Genomic DNA, 18,437 nt, shown 5'->3' with positions numbered 1-18,437 from the left:
CGTATGGAATTTGCAATTGGGGTTGATATTGGCGGGACGAACATCAAAGTCGGGCTGGTGGACGAGAAAGGGAAAATTGTGCGGCGGTGCCGGCTCAACACCAATCCCGAAGAACCCGCCCAGACAATTTTAGTCCGGTTAGCTCAGCGTGTTGTTAAATTAAGCCAGAGCTATCCGGTACAAACGCTCGGGGTTGGTGTCGCCGGACTGGTTGATTGTCGGTCCGGAGTAGTGAATTTTTCGCCCAACCTGCCGCTGTGGACACAAACGCCAGTTAAGGACATCCTTGAAAAACTGACGAAATTTGATGTATTCTGTGCGAATGATGCTGATGCGGTAGCGATTGGGGAGTGGCTGTTTGGTGCGGGACAAGGCTGTCGCAATGTTCTGGTTTTGACTCTTGGTACCGGGGTGGGTAGCGGGATTATTGCTAACAATCAGCCGGTTTTGGGTGCAAATTTTTTTGCCGGTGAACTGGGCCATACAGTAATTTCTCTGCACGGGCCAGCCTGTTTTTGTGGTAATAATGGTTGTGTGGAGAGTTATGTCAGTGCCCGGGCGCTGGTGCGAAATTGCCGGCAGCTTTTGCGTCGTCAGGGGGCACATTTTTCTAACGCACGCAATCAGCTGGTGTTATTTCCCCAAGATGCAAAAGACCGGAGCAGAATCTGGGAGCTGGTCGGGTACGATTTAAAGAGGTTGACGCCCCGGGAGATTGGAAAAGCGGCAAAGATGGGCGACAGGATTGCCCGACAGGTGATCAGTGAAATGGGCTATTTTCTTGGGCTTGGCATATACAACGCCATAATGCTTCTTGACCCGGAGATAGTTGTGATTGGCGGCGGCATGAGCCGGCTGGGTACACCTTTGCTTCAGGCGGTTAAAACTACTATTTTTAGTCGACCTTACTTAGGACAGCGAAATGTTAAGATAGTTCTGTCGCGATTGCGGGAAGACGCCGGGATTTTAGGGGCGAGTCAACTTAACAGGTTTGTCCCGCAGGGCAATTAGATTTTCTGCCAGAGAAATTCCCAGAGTGTGACTGGTGCTACCCTTTTCTCCATTATAAAACTGCCTTCAATGATGAAGGGGCGGAATTCCTGAGCATAATAAAGCCGGCGCTGGGATGTGTCGTTGCGATACCAGCGTAACCCCTGGGCAAGAATTCTTTTGAGGGTGGCGTCGTAATTGCCTTCCATAGTTCGGAATCCCATTTTAATCAGCGTTACGAGCATCGCGACATGGCGAGGATAGGCAACAACCGAATATCCCCGGTTTTTCTTGCAAAGGGCAAGGACCAGTTCGACCATAAACGGGGCATAGTTAAGCCCGCGGTATTTTGGTCTCATATAGGCGCGGGTGAGTTCCCAGCGGTCAAGGTCTCGGCCTTCAGCATCAAGCCAGCGCGGGTCGATGCGGTCGTAGCCCATCCACTCATTACCCGATTTGTTGGACCCGATATAGATTTCAAGTAGATTCTCCTGCGACACCGGGTCATGATACCGTCGGGCACAGAACCAGTGGTCGTCAACCACTATTTCCGGCTGGGGTGTATGAGTTTTGGCTTCGGATAACGACTGAATGAAACTCATCACCTCGGCGTCGGTCTGACAGGGGATGGTGGTAACAATCGCCTTTATCCACTTACGGTAAACTTTAGGGTCTTTCATTTTGCTTTAAAATCTCAGCCAGTTTCTTGGCCAATTCGGCTTCGTCTTGAATTAACACTTTGCGTGGTTTGCTTCCAGCATGGGGTCCAACAATACCGGCGCGCTCGAGCTGGTCGATGATACGGCCGGCGCGTGCCCACCCAACATCAAGTCGTCGCTGGAGCATTGAGACCGATGCTTCTTTGTGCAGTACAACCAGGCGTGCTGCCTCGCTAAAAAGGTTGTCAAATTCACCGTTTAATGTCTCCGTTCCATTATCGGCCGGGTGGCTTTTCCCGACCTCCTCTTCTAATGGTTCATAATAGCGACGGGCAAGGATGTTGTCAAGAATTTCTTCCGGGAGAATGGTCTTTATCTGTTCGAGTTTTCTGCCCCGGGCAGCAAACCGGGGGTCATAAAAGACATCGGTGAGTTCTTGCTTAACAATCTCCTGGGCTTTTTTCTCGGGTTCGTCAACAAATTCCGAAAGGATTTCGGAGAGGTATCTTGTTGCCCAGAGGTCAACCACGCCCTTAGCCGCTTTTTCGGATACGAAGCAACCGTGGATGCGTATGGCATCACCTTTTCCTGGTGGTAGGAAGAGCATATCGCCCCGGCCGAGGAGCGATTCCGCGCCGTTGGCATCAAGAATGGTTCGGGAGTCAACTTTGGTTGCCACCTGAAAGGCAATACGACAGGGAAAGTTGGCTTTGATTAGCCCGGTGATGACATCAACCGAAGGTCGCTGGGTGGCAAGTATCAAATGGATGCCAACCGCCCGGGACATTTGAGCAAGCCGGATGATACGGGCTTCAATTTCGGTTGGTGCGCGTTGCATCAGGTCAGCGAGTTCGTCAATTACCACAACGATGTAAGGTTTTTTCTTTTTTCCCAATTCTTCACAGCGGATGTTGTAACTGGAGATGTCTCGAACCCCGAGCTCGGCAAATTCGCTGTAACGGGCTTCCATAATGTTTACAATTCGGGTGAGTTCGGCAACGACCAGTTCGGGATTGGTGGTTGTTTTGGAAAGGAGGTGGGGTATCGGGTTGTAGATTGGTAGTTCAAGCTGTTTGGGGTCGATGGTGAGAAAGCGGACCTCGTCGGGAGTTGAGCGGTAGATAATTGACATAATGATGGAGTTGATGCAGACCGATTTGCCCGAGCCGGTGGTGCCGGCGATAAGGACATGGGGCATCTGGCGAATGTCGGCACAGTAGGGTTCGCCGGTAATTGTTGTACCGAGGGCAAAGCCCAAGGGTGAGTCAACCTGCTGGAATGCGGGACTGGTAAGGACCTCTTTGAGATAAACGGTACGGCGTGCTTTGTTGGGAATTTCGATTCCGACCGCACTTTTTCCGGGAATCGGAGCAAGAATCCGGACCCTTTCGGCGGAAAGGGCGAGTGCAATGTCGTCGGCGAGACTTTCAATGCCGCTACAACGGACACCAGGTGCCGGTTCCAGTTCAAATCGGGTAATCATTGGCCCCGAGAGGATGGCGGTCAGTTTGCCTTCAACGCCAAACTGCTTAAGTTTGTCCATCAGCAGTTGTCCTTCGGCTTCTGCCTCTGCCGGGTCCTTAAAGAGTTTGTCTTCTGGTTTAGGTGTGTCAAGACGCTGGAGGAACTGTTTCTGGAATTCATCGAGGTTAAGGTGCGTGAGGCGGGGGCGCAAAGGTTGTGCCGTGACAACTGTAGTCGGGATGGGCTGGTCCGGTTTTGCTGGTTCGGTGGTTGCAGGTGGGCTTGAAGGTGGCACAGAACTTTCCCTATCCTGGGGTTGCAGATTTTCAGCGAGGGCTCGGTTATCGGTTTGGTTCGGGGTAACGCTGATGATTGGTTTTTGTTTGGGTTTGCGGGTAAACAACTGGCGGATACTGGAGAAAAGTTTACCTATTTTGGTGTTGATGTCTTTTTGCCCGGGGATGGTTAAACCCGACGCGATGATGAGCGCAATTAATAAAACGATGAGCAGGATTAGGGTCCCGACGCCTAACAGGCTGTTAAGGAAACTAACAGTCGCCTGGCCAAGGGCGCCCGCAAGCATTTTGTCGGTTTGGAAATAAGCGAGAAATAGTTCAAATAATATGCCGAAGAGCAAAATGAATGCCGAGCGGCTGAAATCGAGCGGTTTCGGTTTACGAAACCAGAGGGTAAATCCCCAGTAAAACCCCAGACCGATAAATGCGAGTGAGCCTAACCCAAAAACGGGCAGAAGAAGGTTGTTCAAGGTGTGTCCGAGTACGCCGCTGAAGTTGTCTGGGGGATTTTTCAGCCCGGCATAGAACGAAAGGATTGCGGCGCTGAGGAGAACGGCAAGGGTCAGAATTCCGAATCCAGCAAACCGGCGCCACTGCTTCTTTTTCGTTATTTTGAGAACGATTGCTGTGGCAGCGAGGATTGGAACGAGGGGACTCATTCCACCGAGAAGGTATATCAAAGCCCGGGCAAGATGGTAGCCGACAACTCCACCGTAATTCGTTGCCGGGCTGTTTTTGCCGATGATTGATGAGAAAAGGCTAACAGAGATAAACAGCACCAGCCCGATGATGGTGACCCAGCCGAAGACCTGCCAGCCGTTGCGTTTTCTCTTGCCCATAAGTTTAGAATCCGATGCCAGCGCCCAGAAGAAGCCGGGCAGTCGCCATTACCATCGGGAAAACAACCATACGGAAAAGCGGTAACCCAAACACAAATATCACAATCAAACTTAACAAATTAGACTGTTCCAGCCTGCCGTAACGGGCGGCAAGCTCGGGTGGTAAAAGATAATAAATTAATCTTGAACCGTCAAGCGGCGGTATCGGAATCAGATTGAAAAAGCACAGAATCAGGTTGATGATTACAAAGTAACCTGATAGTTTCCATGCGAACCCATTTACGCCGACCGCAGTTAAAATCCGGGCAACGATTCCGGCGAAGATGGCGACCAGAAAGTTGGATATTGGTCCGGCAAGAGCAGAGATTGCGAAGTCGCGGAGCGGATTCTTGAAGTTGTTAGGGTTTATGGGAACCGGTTTTGCCCAGCCAAAGCGGGTCCAGGGCAGGAAGAGTAGAATTGTGCCAAGGGGGTCAAGATGTTTTAGCGGGTTGAGTGTGAGTCGACCTGACTGTTTGGCGGTCGGGTCACCGAGGATAAATGCGGCATAGCCGTGACTGAATTCGTGAATCGTTAATCCGAAGAGAATCGCTGGTGCCGAAAGAATAAGTTCGCCCCAGTCCATCAGCGCCCTTTGTTTGTCCAGCGTTTGAGCAGCCGGAGTTCTTCTTCCCGGTTCCGGACCTTTTTGTCCAGCCGGGCGGTGAGCAAACGTTTCATCAATTCGCCTATTTTAGGACCGGGTGGGATACCAAGAGCAATCAGGTTAGCGGCCGTAATTTCGGGTTTGACAAACCGAAGTTGATGTAAGAACAAGTTGCATTTATTCTGAATTGCCGGGCGCTCAAGTTTCGTCATAATAAGTAACACGGTTTCCGGTACGGGTTTAAGGATGTGATAAATTGTGCTTGCCTTTTTGGCGCGCAACAGACGATGCCGTAAGGGATTGAGATGGCGCAGGAACCGGGCGGTATCACGTTCTTCGCTGGTGATGGGGAATTTCTCGTTTACCGGCAGAAAACTGAGGAGGTAGCAGAAAAGTTCCTGTGAGGTGGCGCCGCGCTGGGAGAGTTTTTTTAATCCGGGAAGGGGTGAGCGGTCTAACCGCCAGTTAGTCCAGCAAGATTGAAGGACATTTTCTTTCAGGAGCGCTTCCAGCATCTTCAGGGCAGCAGATTCGGCGAGGATACAACGCACCTCGTAGAGGATTCGTTCCGGTGTTAGAAGTGCGGGATAGCGTTCCCTTACCGCTGCCCGGAGAAGGTAAAGGGTGCCGGATTCAATGTTGTAGTCAAGGCGAATGGCAAATCTGAGGGCACGAAAAATTCTGGTCGGGTCGTCGACAAAACTTAGCGGATGGAGGATGCGTATGAGCCGGCGGTTTAAGTCTTCCTGGCCCGAGAAAGGGTCGATAAGTTTCTCACCGTCAGGGGTTAATTCGAGCGCGAGGGCGTTGATTGTGAAGTCGCGACGGGCAAGGTCATCTTCAATTGAGGCCGGTTCAACCCGGGGCAAAGTTGCTGGTTTGCGGTACGATTCGCGCCGGGTGTGGCAGATATCGATTTTCGTACGGTCCGGCAGGGTTACAGTTCCGGTGAGGAAAGGGCGATGAAACACAAATTTGCCTTTTAGAAGCCGGGCGACGGCGCCCAGAAGTTCGGACATTTTTCTTTCGACTGCAGCCCGGTTTTCCTTTAATCCGAAGTCAACGGCAATATCCCAGTCCGGGCAGGGATGGTTGAGAAGCAGGTCACGAACCGGCCCACCAACCAGGTAGGCTTTGCCGTGCTGGCGCCAGACAAGTTGGCTTATCTGGATTACTGTTTGGGGCAGACCGGGTCGGAAGTTGGGCACCGGGGACGGTCCATTAGAAGCCAAGAGATTTTGCTGTATCTTCCTTTTGACCGTGGAGTTTTATTTTGCCGAAGCGGGCTTCGTACTTTTTAATGTTTTCGGCTAACGCTTCGTGGAGCAGAGCGGCATGCTGCGGTGTCATTACAATTCGGGCAAACACCTTGGCTTTTGGTAAGCCGGGAAGGATGCGAGCAAAGTCAATTATGAATTCAGAACCGGAATGGGCAATAAGAACAAAGTTAGAATAAATCCCCTCGGACTCTTTTTCACCAATTTCCACCTGGACCGGTGGTCCCTGGGGTGGTTGTTTTTCTTCATTGTTCATCTTGATACTCCTTTCCTATGATTGTAAACTATCCGGAGAAATAGTCAAGGTCTGCGGGGAACAAGGCGGAGAAACCGGCGTTTTCCAACTTTGAGAATAACAGGTTTGTCGGCAACGCGCACGAGGTAGTTCGGGTCGGAGAGCCGCTGACCATCGAGATATACCGCACCTTCCTGCAATTTGCGTCGTGCCTCACTTTTTGAGGGCAAAATGCCGGTGGCAGAAATCAGTTCGACGATGTTAACTCCTTCGGGCGGCATAAGGAATTCAGGGATATCTTCGGGCGCCTGTTTTTCCCGAAATACCCGGTCGAACTCTTCCGCTGCCTTTACCGCTTCGGCAGGAGAGTGGTAGAGGGCAACAACCTCTTTTGCCAGTTCGGCTTTAATGTGGCGCGGGTTTTCGCCCGCTTTTAAGCGCTGGGCAATCTGATTGAGTTCGGGTTCGGTTTTTGTCGTGGTCAGGCGGAAGTAGTCTAAAATCAACTCGTCAGGGATGGACATCAACTTGCCGAACATCTCCTGCGGTGGTTCGGTGATGCCGACATAGTTGCCGTACGATTTTGACATCTTCATCTTGCCATCGGTACCCACGAGCAAAGGCATTGTCATAATGACCTGGGGTTTTTGACCAAAGCGCGCCTGAAGTTCCCGGCCGACCAAAAGGTTCCAGTACTGGTCAGCACCGCCCAGTTCAACATCAGCCTGAACCATTACCGAGTCGTAGCCCTGAAAAAGGGGATAAAGTAGTTCGTGGACAAATAGCGGTACCCCCTGCTGGAGCCGGTTTTTAAAATCCTCGCGCTCAATCAACCGGGCAACGGTGTAACGGGCGGCGATATTGACAATATCGGTGGCATTAAGCGGGTCGAGCCATTCTGAGTTGTAACGAAATTCACAGCGCGTCGGGTCAAGGATTTTAAACACCTGGTCCCGGTATCGTGCCATATTTTCTTTAATCTGTTCATCGGTAAGTTGCGGTCGGGTTTTCGAACGTCCGGTCGGGTCGCCGATTTTACCGGTGAAGTCGCCGATGATCAAGACCGCGATATGCCCCAAATCCTGAAATTGCCTTAACTTCCTCAACACCACGGCAAAGCCGAGATGAATATCCGGACCCGAGGCATCAATACCCAGTTTGATGCGCAATGGTTTACCGGTGGCGCGAGATTGCTCCAGCCGTTCAAGTAGTTCGGCTTCGGTTTCCAGGCGGTCAACACCTCTTTTGAGTTGTTCAATTACCGAGGGAATCATAAGGGGTTAAAATTGGTAGTTGCCCAGGTCTTCGGGGTCGATGCCCCGTAATTTGGTGCGCAGTTCCCGCAGTTTATCTTCGTCTTCGGGCGAGAGGAACTGCCCGGCACTGTCCATTACTGTGTCTTCAACATAGATTGGCGCGCCGGTGCGTAGTGCCAGTCCAACCGAGTCGGAAGGGCGGGCATCAATTGTAATCAACCGGTCGCCCGTTTCGATTACCAGTTCCGCATAGAAGGTTTCGTTTTCCAGTTTGGTGATGAGTACCCGACTTACCTTACCGTTCATTCCGACAATCAAATTGCGCATCAAATCGACCGTGAGGGGCCGTACATACTGAATGCCTTCAAGGGCGTAGGCGATCGTTGACGCCTCAGCCGCGCCAATAAAAACCGGTAAAACCCGGTTGCCTTTAACCTCACGCAAGAGCATAACCGGTGAATTGGTTGCATTGTCAATCAAAACCGCTTCAACCTGAACTTCAATCACAAGATGAACCTGCGGGCTGCAAAGGCATCAAAGATGGGGTCTTAACCCACCGCTTCTTCGGCGACCCAGAGTTTTACGGTGGCGGTTATTTCGTGTCCTAATTTTATAGGGATGTCATAGATGCCGGGCGCTTTTATTGGCTCTTCCAGCACAATAGCATGCTTATCGATTTTATGGCCCGCTTTTTCCAAAAGGTCGGCGATATCGGCATTGGTGATGGCGCCGAATGCACCTTCCGCACCCATCCGAATTTTTGCTTTTAATGTCACCAGTCCCAGTTGTTCACTTACCGTCATCAGCCGTTTGGTCAAACGCTCAGTACGGGTTGCAATCTGCTGACGGATATTTTCGAGCTGGCGCATATTCGCTTCATCGGCAACAATTGCCAGTTTTCGGGGCAAGAGATAGTTGCGGGCAAAGCCATCGCGTACATCAACCACTTCGCCCTGTTTGCCCAATCGTTCGATGTCGGTGAGGAGAATGACCTTCATAGTTAGTCTTAAATATGGACTGTGATGAAGGGTAATAGACCCATATTGCGTGCCCGTTTAATCGCTTTTGCCAGTCGGCGCTGGTGACGGGCGCACAAGCCGGAGACGCGCGAAGAAACGATTTTTCCTCGGTCCGTCAGGAAGTCCTTAAGTCGTGGGTCCTTGTAATCGATATGAGTTACGCCCTCAGCGCAGTAAGGGCAGGCTCTTGTTCTAACGGTAAAACGTTTTGTACTCATTATTAGAAGGATAAACGAATTTTGCTGTGAGTCAAGTTTTTGACCCGGGCACGAATTTGGTTAATTTCTGGTCAAACAGTATATCTAATTAATCAGGTTGGACAAAGAGGTTTTTAAAAGAACAGGGTGGGAGCCAACTACCATTTTTGCCGGGTTGAATGAGATGACTATGCTCTTGTGTTGGGAGTCTAATAATTTTGTCCAGAAGGTAGCAAAGTTTGAGATTGAATCGTTTAGAAAAGGGTTGAACAAAACAGCAGTTACATATTTTTATCCCCGGGCTAAAGAGTTTAGACCCCATAGGAGAGAAAAGTTAACGAATTCTATAACATTTTGAAAAATAGTGAGTTGAGCGTTCGAAGCAGTGGTTAATACCGTCCCCTGGGTCGTTCCGGAGGTGGTATCCAGTATGGTGGTGAAGGGCGCGCCTGGTGTAATTATCAATAGGGTGCTGACGTTTGCTGGGTTCGCAACGGTGGACGAAATAGAAGCAATGGCTTTATCGTTGCTAATTTTCTAAGTTTCCCTGTGTTATGGAGTGGTCAAATCGTTTTTTGCTGAGCAGGAGCCAGCCGATATTGCGCTGGTCCTGAAAAGGGATATTTGTTTTCTATCGATTTCTTATACCGGATGTGCGTGACCGGTTACAGTGATAGGTGGGAAATTTAATGGACGGTTAATCTAATTTATTCGTAACGGAGCGCCTGGATGGGGTCAAGTCGTGCTGCCCTTGATGCCGGGTAGATGCCGAAGAAGATGCCAACCAGTGCCGAGAAACCAAAGCCGAGAAGTATGGTCCAGAACGGTGCGGCAGCACGGAGGTGCGCGGTGAGTTCAACAATCTTGGCGATGCCGATACCAAGGAGGATACCGACGGCACCTCCGGCAAGGGCGAGGAAGACCGATTCAAGGAGAAATTGATAGAGGATGTCGCGCGTGGTGGCTCCCAGGGCTTTACGCAAGCCAATTTCCCGGGTACGCTCGGCAACGGCAACGAGCATTATGTTCATAATTCCGATACCACCCACGAGCAGCGAAATCGCGGCAACGGCAATCATCACAATGAAGGCAACGCGGGTGATGTTTTTGTAAATTTCGCGTAGCGTTTCCTGAGTGTTGATGCCGAAGTCGTCCGGTTTGTCATAGCCAAGAGCGTGGCGCCGGCGCATCAGTTCGCGGATGCGGTCAATTGCCTGTTCGACCGGGACATTTTTCTTTGGTTCGATGACGATGGCGAGGTCGTGGGCGAGGGCACCAAATCCGCCCTGGGGTTTGAAGCTTTTTTCAAAGGTGGTCAGGGGGATGAAAAGTACATTGTCCTGGGTTTGACCTAAAAATGAGCCTTTGCGGACCAAGGTGCCGACGATGGTAAAACTCTTACCTTCAATGTTGAGTCTTTTGCCCAGTGGGTCTTCGTCCGGGAAGAGGTTGTCAACGATGTAACCACCGATAACACACACGGGCCGTTTGCGCATACTGTCGTCGGAATTGATAAAGCGGCCGGTTTCAATCGTGTAGTTGGCAATGGTCGCATAAATCGGAGTGATACCCGCCATTTCAATACTGGTTACCTTGCGGTTGCGGTAGTTCAGGCGACTGACCATCCGGCTGCGCAGCGGTGCCACCCGTTCAATTATCGGAAGCCGGGCGATGGCGTTGGCATCGTCAACGGTTAGGTCGGGCCGGCGGTTGATTTCGTCCCAGTCGATGCGGCCCATTCCCCAGTTTATCTTTTGCAGGTAGATGACATTGGAGCCTAGGGAACTGATCTGGCGTTCCACTTCGTAGTTCATACCCTGAATTAACGAGACGATGGCGATGACGGTCATCACGCCGATGATAATGCCCAGGGTGGTTAAAAAGGAACGCAGGCGATTGGTGCGGAAGGTGGTCAGAGCAAGTTTGGCAATTTCCCAGACGGGCATTTATTACTCCTCAACGATTTTGCCGTCTTTGAGTTTTATTGTACGCCGGGCGTGGTCGGCGACCGTTTTGTCGTGGGTGACGAGGATGACGGTATTGCCTTCCTGTGCCAGGGTGTCAAACAGGTGCATAATTTCGCTGCCGGTTCGGGAGTCGAGGTTGCCTGTGGGTTCGTCGGCAAGGATAACGGCGGGAGAGTTGGCAAGGGCACGGGCGATTGCGACCCGTTGCATTTCACCGCCGGATAGTTCGTTGGAGCGATGGTTAAGCCGGTCACCAAGGCCCACCATCGTGAGCAGTTCGGTGGCACGGCGCAGCCGTTCTTTACGCCCAACACCGGCGTAGAGCATCGGCAGTTCAACATTGGCAAGGGCGGAGAGCCGGGGCAACAGGTTGAAGTTCTGAAATACAAAACCGAACTCTTTGTTACGGAGGCGGGCGAGTTCGTTGTCGCTGAGCTGGGATGTGTCGGCACCGTTGAAGAGGTACTTGCCGGAGGTCGGTGTGTCGAGGCAGCCCAAAATGTGCATCAAAGTCGATTTACCCGAGCCAGATGGTCCCATGAGGGCAACATATTCGCCCTTTTCAATTGCCAGCGAAATGCCGTCAAGGGCACGCACCGCACTTTTACCCAGTGAGTAGATTTTGGTTACCTGTTCGATTTTGATCAACACGCCTCAGTCAAGGGTATCGGTTTGCACCGGACGGGCGTTGACCCGTTGCCCATCGGTGAGTTTGGTCAGGACCTTGTAGGGACCGGTGATAACTTCGTCACCGGGATTGATACCGGCGACGATTTCGATGTCGGTATCGCTTGCCTTGCCGGTTTTGACCGGGGTGAGAACCGCCTTGCCATCTTTTACTAAAAACACGGTTTCGGTCTCTTTACCCGCCACTTTGCGCCGGCCTACCGCCTGAATCGGTACCGTGAGCACCGAGTCGAGCCGGGCGGTGATGATTTCGGCGTGGCAGGTCATTCCCGGACGCAAGGATGATACCACGGTGCTGTCAATGGTAATGGTAACCTCAAAATTCGTGCCGGTTTCGGTTGCGCTGAGGAGTTTTTGTACCGGCATATAGCCGACCCGGGTGACTTTACCGGTGAAGGTTGTGTCGGGCAGGGCGTCAACCGTAATCTGGGCGAACTGGCCCGGTGCGACATTGACAATATCGGTTTCGTCTACCTCAACCAGGGCTTCCATTGCGGACAGGTCGGCAAGTACCATCAGTACGGTACCGGGGCTGTTCATCGTGCCGATGACAACCGTTTCACCTTCTTTGATGTTTAACTGGGAGACGATGCCCGAGATCGGGGCGCAGATAACCGTTTTGTCAAACTGGTCTTGTGCCTGTAAAAACTGGGCTTCGGCTGCTTCGTAGGCGGCTTTAGACGCCTCATACTGCTCGGGCGCGATGAGCCCGCGGCTGTAGAGGCTTTCGATTCGGGCGTGTTTCAGTTTTATCTGGGTAAACTGGGCACGTGCCAGGATTAGTTGTGCTTCATAGGTCTGCCGGTCAAGTTCAAGCAGGGTGTCACCAGCCCGGACAAAGTCGCCTTCCTGGATGCGCAGTTTTTTAACCACACCCATCAGTTGCGCCTGTAGGTTAACCTGGGTTCGGGCGCGGAGCGTACCGGTGGCGGTAACCTTAGAGAGGATTGAACCGTAGTCGGCGGTTTCAGTCTCACAGAGCACGCCAGGTGAACGCTGGGAACGGTTCAGGACGATGAAAAGGACGAGCAAAACAATTACGCCCAGGACGACCAAAATGATGCGGAGCGGTTTTTTCACAACACCTCCTTCAACTTATTACTTTCCAGTAAAGATATCGGTTTTGCCCAGAAGATAGCCAATCTGGGCGGTCTGGATGTAGGTGTCACAGAGCGCGGCGAGGTAGGAAGCCTCGGCTTGCGCGAGGTTGACTTCAACTTCCAACAGGTCGTTTAAGGAAAAGCTACCGAGTTCGTATTGCGAGCGGGCAAGGTTGTAAAGCTCTTGGTTGAGTTCTAAGTTGCGTTTTGCCTCGGCGTAACGGAGTTTCGCCTCTTCAAGGTCAAGGAGCGCGGATTGCGCTGCCGCCCGCAACTGGAAACGGGCTCGTGCCAGCGCGGCACGGGCGCGACGTGAACCGGCAACGGCGTCACCGATGTTAAGGAGCAGGGTTTTAATGTCAGCGAGCGAGAAGGAAAAGCGGATGCCATCGGTACGGTTTGCGTTATCCTGCCAAGTGCGATAGTTTTGGGGCAGGGTAGTGTCAATAGTAGCCCAGGAGCGGTAGAGTGATATTGAAGGCAGGACGCGGGCAAAGGCGGCACCGAGGTTTAGTCGGGCAGCGGTATTGAGATTCTGGCTCATCCGGACACCGAGATTAACGCGCTCAATCGCAAAAAGCAGACTGTCGGGGTCGGTGATGGGAAAATCGGCGGGCGAATTAAGTTCTTCGGTTGCCCGGATTGGACGGGGACGGTTGATGCCGGCGGTGGCGCGTAATTTTTCCTGAGCCAGAGCGACATTTTTCTGGGCGCTTAACAGGTTGAGTTGCGCCCGGGAGTAGAATACCTCACTGCGCAGGAGGTCGATGCGGGATGCCTGACCAAGGTTGTGGCGTTCGGTAGTATAGGCGAGGTTTTCGGCAGCTTGTTTCAGTGCTTTTTGGGCGGCATCAAGTAGCAGTTGAGCCTTTAAAAGGTTTAGATAGTCGGTGGTGGTTTGAAAGATAAGTGCGGCAATTTTTTCCCGGGCGTCAAGGGAATAGTAACGGGCGTTGATGATGCCATTAATGAAGCCGGCGAATACCGTCGGGTCGAACAACACCTGATTGATGGTCAGAGTACTGGTCCACAGTGCTTGCCCGGACATTTCTTTGGTCCGGGTGATGTTTACCTGAGGTGCGGGCAGGATGCCGTTCAGCCCCTGGCCTAAACTCAACCAGCTCTGCAACCGGTCAGCACTGGCTTCAGTTGCCTGCGCGCTTTGTTTTAATGCGGTTTGGAGCGCCTGATTGAGGCTGAGGTAAAGGGTGTCATCAGACGATGAGGCGATGAAAAAAAGGAGAAGGGCAATAAAATTCATTACTATTTATCCCAGCGCCAGACCACCGGAGAGCGATACCAAGCCGGCGATGATGAGGACATAGCAGAACCAGATTAGAAATACGACCAGAACGGTGTTTCTCATTTTAAGGTTGAAGATGACTTTAAGCCCGAGGCTGACAAGAATCAGTTCCCAGATGGTGAAGATGTCAATGCAGGCGAGGACTCCCCGGAGATAAACCGGAGCATTAGCGGCGAGCGGGGCAAGGCTGGTGGCAGCGGTCAGGTTGCCGGTGGCAAGGATTATGATGATGTGAAACAGAGAGGCAGGGATGCGGACGAGCGCGGAGTTGGTGGTGATGGCGAAGGTGCGGCCAAAGCTGGATGAGGCGCCGAGTAGCGGCAAGAGTAGATTGAGGATTGCACTCCAGATGACGATTTGTAACCCTGACCAGACCACCGCGGGTAGGCTGCGGACAAAAAAGCGGAAAAACAGTTTCAACCAGGAGGCGTTCTGGTAGAACTCGATTTCGGAACGGGACATTTCTTCAATACGCTTGAGCGCTGCCTCATACTGGTCCGAGGGCATTTTGCCTTTTTCCACCTGGGTATCCAGAAAATCTTTGGTCTTGGCGATGCGGGATTCAATGCTGGCTGCGAGTCGGGCGCGTGGCAGGAACGAACTGCCAATGGTGGCGATGAAGAGCGGCAAAATCAGGGCAAGGATGAGCGGAGCAGTCCAGGTCGGTTTGTTACTTAACTCCTGAAAGCGGCGGGTCGGAGCGGAGATGATTTGCCACATCGGGACATTACCTCCTTTTCCCGGCGGTTTTGCTCTGGGTGCCGGTGTGCTGAGCATTCTGGCGAAACTGGGGCCAGATGGAACGGGCGGGTGGCGCATCGCCATAAAAGGCGTAGAGACCACCATCCCAGGAACCGATATACACTGTACCATCAGGCCCGATGGTGGGTGATGATGTGTAATACAGGTCCTTGTCTTCCCAGGCGATATCCTGTTTGAAGAGGAGTCGGCCTGAGGCGGTGAAGGCGTAGAAGGTGCCGTCATCGGGCAAAATGTAAACCGTACCGTTGTCACTTACTGCGGGCGTGGAACAAACCACATCATTCATTTCGTAAATAATCTTTGTCCGGCCCGTGTCGGATTTGGCGCAAAGGTAGTAACCATCAGTGCCCCAGTACATCGTACCATCAGGTCCATAAACAACTTCGGTTCGGATTTCATCCTCATCCGGAACCGGAATCCGCCAGCGTAGCTTGCCCTCGGGCCTCAGGGCGTAAATGAAGCCATCGGAACAGCCGATACGAATGTTACTTTGTTCATCCGGAACCGGTGCCGGAAAGAAATAGCTTTCCTCTGCAGCGCCAAAAGCCCAGCGTCTTTTGCCTCGGTTCGTAAAGCAGTATACCGAGTCGGTGGCGATGTAGATTAGTCCATTACTGGCAATCGTTGGGGATGATGTGGCTTCTTCTCCGACATTGACGCGCCAGCGGATTTTGCCCTGAGGGGTCAAGGCAAATAAGGTGCCACTGTCGTTGACGATGTAAATTGAGCCGTCGGTGTTGACTGTTGCCGGGGTCCACAGTTCGTTTTCGAGGTTTATTGACCAGCGAAGGTTGCCGGCAGTATCAAGGCAATAAAGCTGGGAGTCGAGTGCGGGAATATAGATTTTGCCGGCGTGAATTGTTGCTGCGGAGTAAATCGGGCCTCGGGCGGTAAAGGTCCAGCGCAATTCACCGTTAGGAGAAAAGGAGTAGAAGGTACCGGTTTCATCGCCGATGTATATATTGCCCATTTCGTCAATTGCCGGGGCGGCAACAACCGGACCAGATGTCGGCGCAAACCATTTGAGCAGGGACGGGACAACCTGAACTGAACATGGCTGGCTCCAGGTTGATTGGTTGCCGATGGAGTCTTTTGCCATTACCCGGATGGCGAATTTACCGGTCGAATGATAGCGATGGTAACGGGTAATATCAATCAACGAACGCAGCGGTCCGGTCCAGTCAAGGGTTTCGCCATCGCCCCAGTCAATTTTGTAAAAGAGCGGTAAGGGGTTACGGGCTTCTGGGAAAATGGTGAGTTCCAGTTCGTTTATTGTGTCAACACGCAAAGGATAAACGAATGAGTCCGGCGGCACAATCTGTGCCGGTTCAAGCAACGAAAGTATTAATAGGAAAGGCATCATAATGGTAAATAATAAATGTTAATGGGTTATTGTCAACTGTTTGTGGTCAGTTAACCGAGGAAATGTGCCCGGTAAATTGAATTTTCGATGAGCGGGCGGGCGATGGCAACATCCTGCTTGATTTGCGCCTTGAGTGCCTCAGGACTATCAAATCGGATTTCGGGTCGGATGCGTTCCAGAAAATGGACGGTAACCTTTGTCACCTCCGGGGCATTTGGCGGGTAATCAAGGAGATGGATTTCTATCGTCCGGTTGTTTCCACCAAATGTCGGGCGAAAGCCGATGTTAAGAACACCGCCAAAGTTACCCAGAGTGGTTTCAGCGATAGCCGCATAGACCCCTTCGGCTGGTAACAGCTTTTCCTGATGGAGCGGGAGCAGGTTGATAGTTGGAAAACCAAGCCGTCGGCCGGTGCCAGAACCGCTGGTAACCTTGCCGGTGAAGGCGTAAGGTCGACCCAAAAGTTCTGCGGCAAGACGGACATGGCCTAAAACGAGGTGTTCCCGAATCCGGGTGCTTTTTACCGGTGCGCCAAGGTGATGAAATTCCGGAACCGTTTCTAACTGGATACCATGAGGTTTTAAGAGAGATGCGAGGAGGTTGATGTCGCCCCTGCCATCTTTACCAAAGCGGTGGTCCACTCCGAGAACTAAAACCACTGGTTGTAGGGGCTGGATGATGTAACTTTTGATAAACTGTTCGGGTTCGGTTGAGCGTAGTTGCTGGTTAAATTCAATGAGATAGGTGAACTGGATGCCCAGTTCGGTCAGGAGCGGAATCTTTTCGTCAATTGTCGTCAGAAGGTAGGGGAAATCAGGATGGAGAATTTGGGCGGGCAAAGGGTGAAAGGTTGCCATTCCGGGAATGCCGTGAATTTCCCGGGCGATTTCCTGAACCCGGTGGATAATTGCCTGATGGCCGAGATGCAACCCGTCAAAGCTGCCGATGGTTAATACCAGCGGGCTCTTTTCAATCGGCATAAATGACCTTTACGGGTTTGATTCGGTTGTCGGATATTTTGACCAGCGAAAGGAAGTTGTTGTCAGGAGAAAGGGCGAGCGTGATATCGGGTAAGTCGCTGGATAAAGATAGTTTCTGTTTTGGGGTTTCAGGAAAAGTTATGTTTAAAACTGGAAGGGTGATGATTTTCCCCTGAAGGAGCATCCGCGCCTGTTCTGGTGTTATGGTAATCCGGGGGAGTTGAGTTAGCGCCTGTTCAATTGGAATAAGAAAATTTTTCCAGTCGGCATCGGGCGCAGCGAGATTTTCAAGCGAGACCGCGGTCTCGATGGTGAAATTGCCGACTTTCTTTCGGGTCAGACCGGTCAGGGTGGCACAGGAGTTGAGGGCGAAACCGATGTCCCGCGCCAGACTGCGAATGTAAGTGCCGCTGGAGACAAGGCAACGGATAATGGCGCAGGGTGGTTGCCAGTTGAGCAGTTCCAGTTCATAGACTGTAACCAGCCGGGGATGCGGGGTAAATTCCACCCCCTCTCGTGCCAGTTTATAGAGCGGCGTACCCGCATTTTTCAATGCGGAAAACCGGGGTGGGGTCTGTTCAAATTCACCGGTGAATCGGTTCACGATGATTCTTTCCGCTTCTTCAGCGCTAATCTGTGGTACCGGGGCGGTAGCAATGGGTTTGCCCGTGATGTCGTCGGTATCGGTTTGAATCCCGAACCGAATTTCGGCTTCGTACTCCTTGGGCTGATTGAGCAAAAAACGGCTGATTTTAGTCGCCTCATTTATCAGAATTAGCAATACGCCGGTTCCAATTGGGTCCAGGGTGCCGGCATGACCAATTCTTTTCGGTTTGAGCAAAGGTTTAAGACGCCGGATTACATCATAAGAAGAAATTCCAGTCGGTTTGTTGATGTTCAAAAGCCCGCGCATCCGTATATTTGCCGTCACTTTTCATCAGATGGGGTATTGTCTTCGTTGGCATTATTGTCTGGAGATTTTCTTTCTTCCTCCTCAGGGTTAAGCTGGTCAAGGATTTCGCCGATGCGTTGCTCTTCGATGAGAATTTCGTCCAGTTCGAAGTGAAGCTCGGGTAAAAACTTCATCTTAAGTCGTTGACCAAGAAGGCGCCGGATAAACCTTCGGGCGTGTTCAAGACGAGTGCGGGAGCGCTGGCGCTGGCTTTCATCACCCATTACCGAAAAATAGACGGTGGCGTTACGGAGGTCCCGGGAAAGAGAGCAACGGGTGATTGTAACAAAGCCAATCGCCGGGTCCGAGAGTTTTGTTAACACGATGTCGGCGACGATGTCCCGAATTGCGTCCGCGACCCTTAAATCCCGATGTTGCATACGCTATTTTAAACAAATCTGGTGTTATTGTCCAGTTAGCAAATCTTTGACATCACAGCGATTGA

Annotated in this window: 19 protein-coding genes; 1 reads left to right on the top strand and 18 read right to left on the bottom strand. The window is 51.8% G+C overall.

Going from position 1 to position 18,437, the window contains the following annotated elements:
* The first annotated feature begins 3 nt into the window (after window positions 1-3).
* Window positions 4-1,011, top strand: coding sequence for an ROK family protein (locus tag HPY86_03135; GenBank protein NPV13909.1), 1,008 nt, complete (start codon window positions 4-6; stop codon window positions 1,009-1,011).
* Here HPY86_03135 and HPY86_03130 read toward each other — a convergent pair.
* From HPY86_03130 to rbfA, 18 genes are all read right to left on the bottom strand, one after another.
* Window positions 1,008-1,670 carry a hypothetical protein gene (locus HPY86_03130; protein ID NPV13908.1) on the bottom strand — a complete coding sequence of 221 codons (663 nt, stop codon included), beginning with the start codon at window positions 1,668-1,670 and terminating at the stop codon, window positions 1,008-1,010. The two genes, HPY86_03135 and HPY86_03130, sit on opposite strands and share 4 nt — an antisense overlap.
* Window positions 1,657-4,248 carry a hypothetical protein gene (locus HPY86_03125; GenBank protein ID NPV13907.1) on the bottom strand — a complete coding sequence of 864 codons (2,592 nt, stop codon included), beginning with the start codon at window positions 4,246-4,248 and terminating at the stop codon, window positions 1,657-1,659. Before HPY86_03125 ends, HPY86_03130 begins: the two co-directional genes overlap by 14 nt.
* A 4-nt stretch (window positions 4,249-4,252) precedes the next feature.
* The gene (locus HPY86_03120; GenBank protein NPV13906.1) at window positions 4,253-4,873 is read right to left on the bottom strand and encodes a site-2 protease family protein; all 621 of its coding nucleotides are present in this window, start codon (window positions 4,871-4,873) and stop codon (window positions 4,253-4,255) included.
* The gene (locus HPY86_03115) at window positions 4,873-6,102 is read right to left on the bottom strand and encodes a CCA tRNA nucleotidyltransferase (GenBank protein ID NPV13905.1); all 1,230 of its coding nucleotides are present in this window, start codon (window positions 6,100-6,102) and stop codon (window positions 4,873-4,875) included. Before HPY86_03115 ends, HPY86_03120 begins: the two co-directional genes overlap by 1 nt.
* Before the next feature lie 13 nt (window positions 6,103-6,115).
* Entirely contained in the window at window positions 6,116-6,427 is a 312-nt protein-coding gene (locus HPY86_03110) for a DUF3467 domain-containing protein (GenBank protein ID NPV13904.1), read from the bottom strand.
* Between the two features lie 44 nt (window positions 6,428-6,471).
* On the bottom strand, window positions 6,472-7,680 hold the full coding sequence (locus tag HPY86_03105) for a tyrosine--tRNA ligase (protein NPV13903.1): 1,209 nt from the start codon (window positions 7,678-7,680) through the stop codon (window positions 6,472-6,474).
* Window positions 7,681-7,686: 6 nt separating this feature from the next.
* Entirely contained in the window at window positions 7,687-8,169 is a 483-nt protein-coding gene (locus HPY86_03100; protein ID NPV13902.1) for a bifunctional nuclease family protein, read from the bottom strand.
* A gap of 41 nt (window positions 8,170-8,210) precedes the next feature.
* Entirely contained in the window at window positions 8,211-8,660 is a 450-nt protein-coding gene (locus HPY86_03095) for a 50S ribosomal protein L9 (protein ID NPV13901.1), read from the bottom strand.
* Between the two features lie 8 nt (window positions 8,661-8,668).
* Window positions 8,669-8,902: a 30S ribosomal protein S18 gene (locus tag HPY86_03090; GenBank protein NPV13900.1), complete on the bottom strand. Its 234-nt coding sequence runs from the start codon at window positions 8,900-8,902 to the stop codon at window positions 8,669-8,671.
* Window positions 8,903-9,585: 683 nt separating this feature from the next.
* Window positions 9,586-10,824: an FtsX-like permease family protein gene (locus tag HPY86_03085; GenBank protein ID NPV13899.1), complete on the bottom strand. Its 1,239-nt coding sequence runs from the start codon at window positions 10,822-10,824 to the stop codon at window positions 9,586-9,588.
* A gap of 3 nt (window positions 10,825-10,827) precedes the next feature.
* Window positions 10,828-11,493 carry an ABC transporter ATP-binding protein gene (locus HPY86_03080; protein NPV13898.1) on the bottom strand — a complete coding sequence of 222 codons (666 nt, stop codon included), beginning with the start codon at window positions 11,491-11,493 and terminating at the stop codon, window positions 10,828-10,830.
* Between the two features lie 6 nt (window positions 11,494-11,499).
* A complete protein-coding gene (locus HPY86_03075; GenBank protein NPV13897.1) occupies window positions 11,500-12,612 on the bottom strand; it encodes an efflux RND transporter periplasmic adaptor subunit in 1,113 nt (370 codons plus the stop codon).
* Window positions 12,613-12,630: 18 nt separating this feature from the next.
* Window positions 12,631-13,893, bottom strand: coding sequence for a TolC family protein (locus tag HPY86_03070; GenBank protein ID NPV13896.1), 1,263 nt, complete (start codon window positions 13,891-13,893; stop codon window positions 12,631-12,633).
* Between the two features lie 6 nt (window positions 13,894-13,899).
* The gene (locus HPY86_03065) at window positions 13,900-14,655 is read right to left on the bottom strand and encodes a hypothetical protein (GenBank protein ID NPV13895.1); all 756 of its coding nucleotides are present in this window, start codon (window positions 14,653-14,655) and stop codon (window positions 13,900-13,902) included.
* A gap of 7 nt (window positions 14,656-14,662) precedes the next feature.
* On the bottom strand, window positions 14,663-16,057 hold the full coding sequence (locus HPY86_03060; protein NPV13894.1) for a PQQ-like beta-propeller repeat protein: 1,395 nt from the start codon (window positions 16,055-16,057) through the stop codon (window positions 14,663-14,665).
* A 53-nt stretch (window positions 16,058-16,110) separates the two neighbouring features.
* Window positions 16,111-17,040, bottom strand: coding sequence for a riboflavin biosynthesis protein RibF (gene ribF, locus HPY86_03055; GenBank protein NPV13893.1), 930 nt, complete (start codon window positions 17,038-17,040; stop codon window positions 16,111-16,113).
* Window positions 17,030-17,971, bottom strand: a complete 942-nt coding sequence (gene truB, locus HPY86_03050; GenBank protein NPV13892.1) for a tRNA pseudouridine(55) synthase TruB — start codon at window positions 17,969-17,971, stop codon at window positions 17,030-17,032. The genes ribF and truB overlap by 11 nt, the downstream gene beginning before the upstream one ends.
* Window positions 17,968-18,372 (bottom strand): 30S ribosome-binding factor RbfA, encoded by a 405-nt coding sequence (gene rbfA / locus HPY86_03045; GenBank protein NPV13891.1) that lies wholly within the window; start codon window positions 18,370-18,372, stop codon window positions 17,968-17,970. Before rbfA ends, truB begins: the two co-directional genes overlap by 4 nt.
* Window positions 18,373-18,437 lie beyond the last annotated feature (65 nt).

Source organism: candidate division WOR-3 bacterium, from assembly GCA_013177935.1.
GTDB lineage: Bacteria > Hydrothermota > Tepidihabitantia > Tepidihabitantales > Tepidihabitantaceae > Tepidihabitans.
This window is presented reverse-complemented; position numbering and strand designations above follow the sequence as displayed.

Coding starts and splice junctions, on each gene's coding strand:
- HPY86_03135 (NPV13909.1), top strand. CDS start 4: ATGGAATTTGCAATTGGGGTTGATATTGGCGGGACGAACATCAAAGTC.
- HPY86_03130 (NPV13908.1), bottom strand. CDS start 1,670: ATGAAAGACCCTAAAGTTTACCGTAAGTGGATAAAGGCGATTGTTACC.
- HPY86_03125 (NPV13907.1), bottom strand. CDS start 4,248: ATGGGCAAGAGAAAACGCAACGGCTGGCAGGTCTTCGGCTGGGTCACC.
- HPY86_03120 (NPV13906.1), bottom strand. CDS start 4,873: ATGGACTGGGGCGAACTTATTCTTTCGGCACCAGCGATTCTCTTCGGA.
- HPY86_03110 (NPV13904.1), bottom strand. CDS start 6,427: ATGAACAATGAAGAAAAACAACCACCCCAGGGACCACCGGTCCAGGTG.
- HPY86_03105 (NPV13903.1), bottom strand. CDS start 7,680: ATGATTCCCTCGGTAATTGAACAACTCAAAAGAGGTGTTGACCGCCTG.
- HPY86_03095 (NPV13901.1), bottom strand. CDS start 8,660: ATGAAGGTCATTCTCCTCACCGACATCGAACGATTGGGCAAACAGGGC.
- HPY86_03085 (NPV13899.1), bottom strand. CDS start 10,824: ATGCCCGTCTGGGAAATTGCCAAACTTGCTCTGACCACCTTCCGCACC.
- HPY86_03070 (NPV13896.1), bottom strand. CDS start 13,893: ATGAATTTTATTGCCCTTCTCCTTTTTTTCATCGCCTCATCGTCTGAT.
- HPY86_03065 (NPV13895.1), bottom strand. CDS start 14,655: ATGTGGCAAATCATCTCCGCTCCGACCCGCCGCTTTCAGGAGTTAAGT.
- HPY86_03060 (NPV13894.1), bottom strand. CDS start 16,057: ATGCCTTTCCTATTAATACTTTCGTTGCTTGAACCGGCACAGATTGTG.
- ribF (NPV13893.1), bottom strand. CDS start 17,040: ATGCCGATTGAAAAGAGCCCGCTGGTATTAACCATCGGCAGCTTTGAC.
- rbfA (NPV13891.1), bottom strand. CDS start 18,372: ATGCAACATCGGGATTTAAGGGTCGCGGACGCAATTCGGGACATCGTC.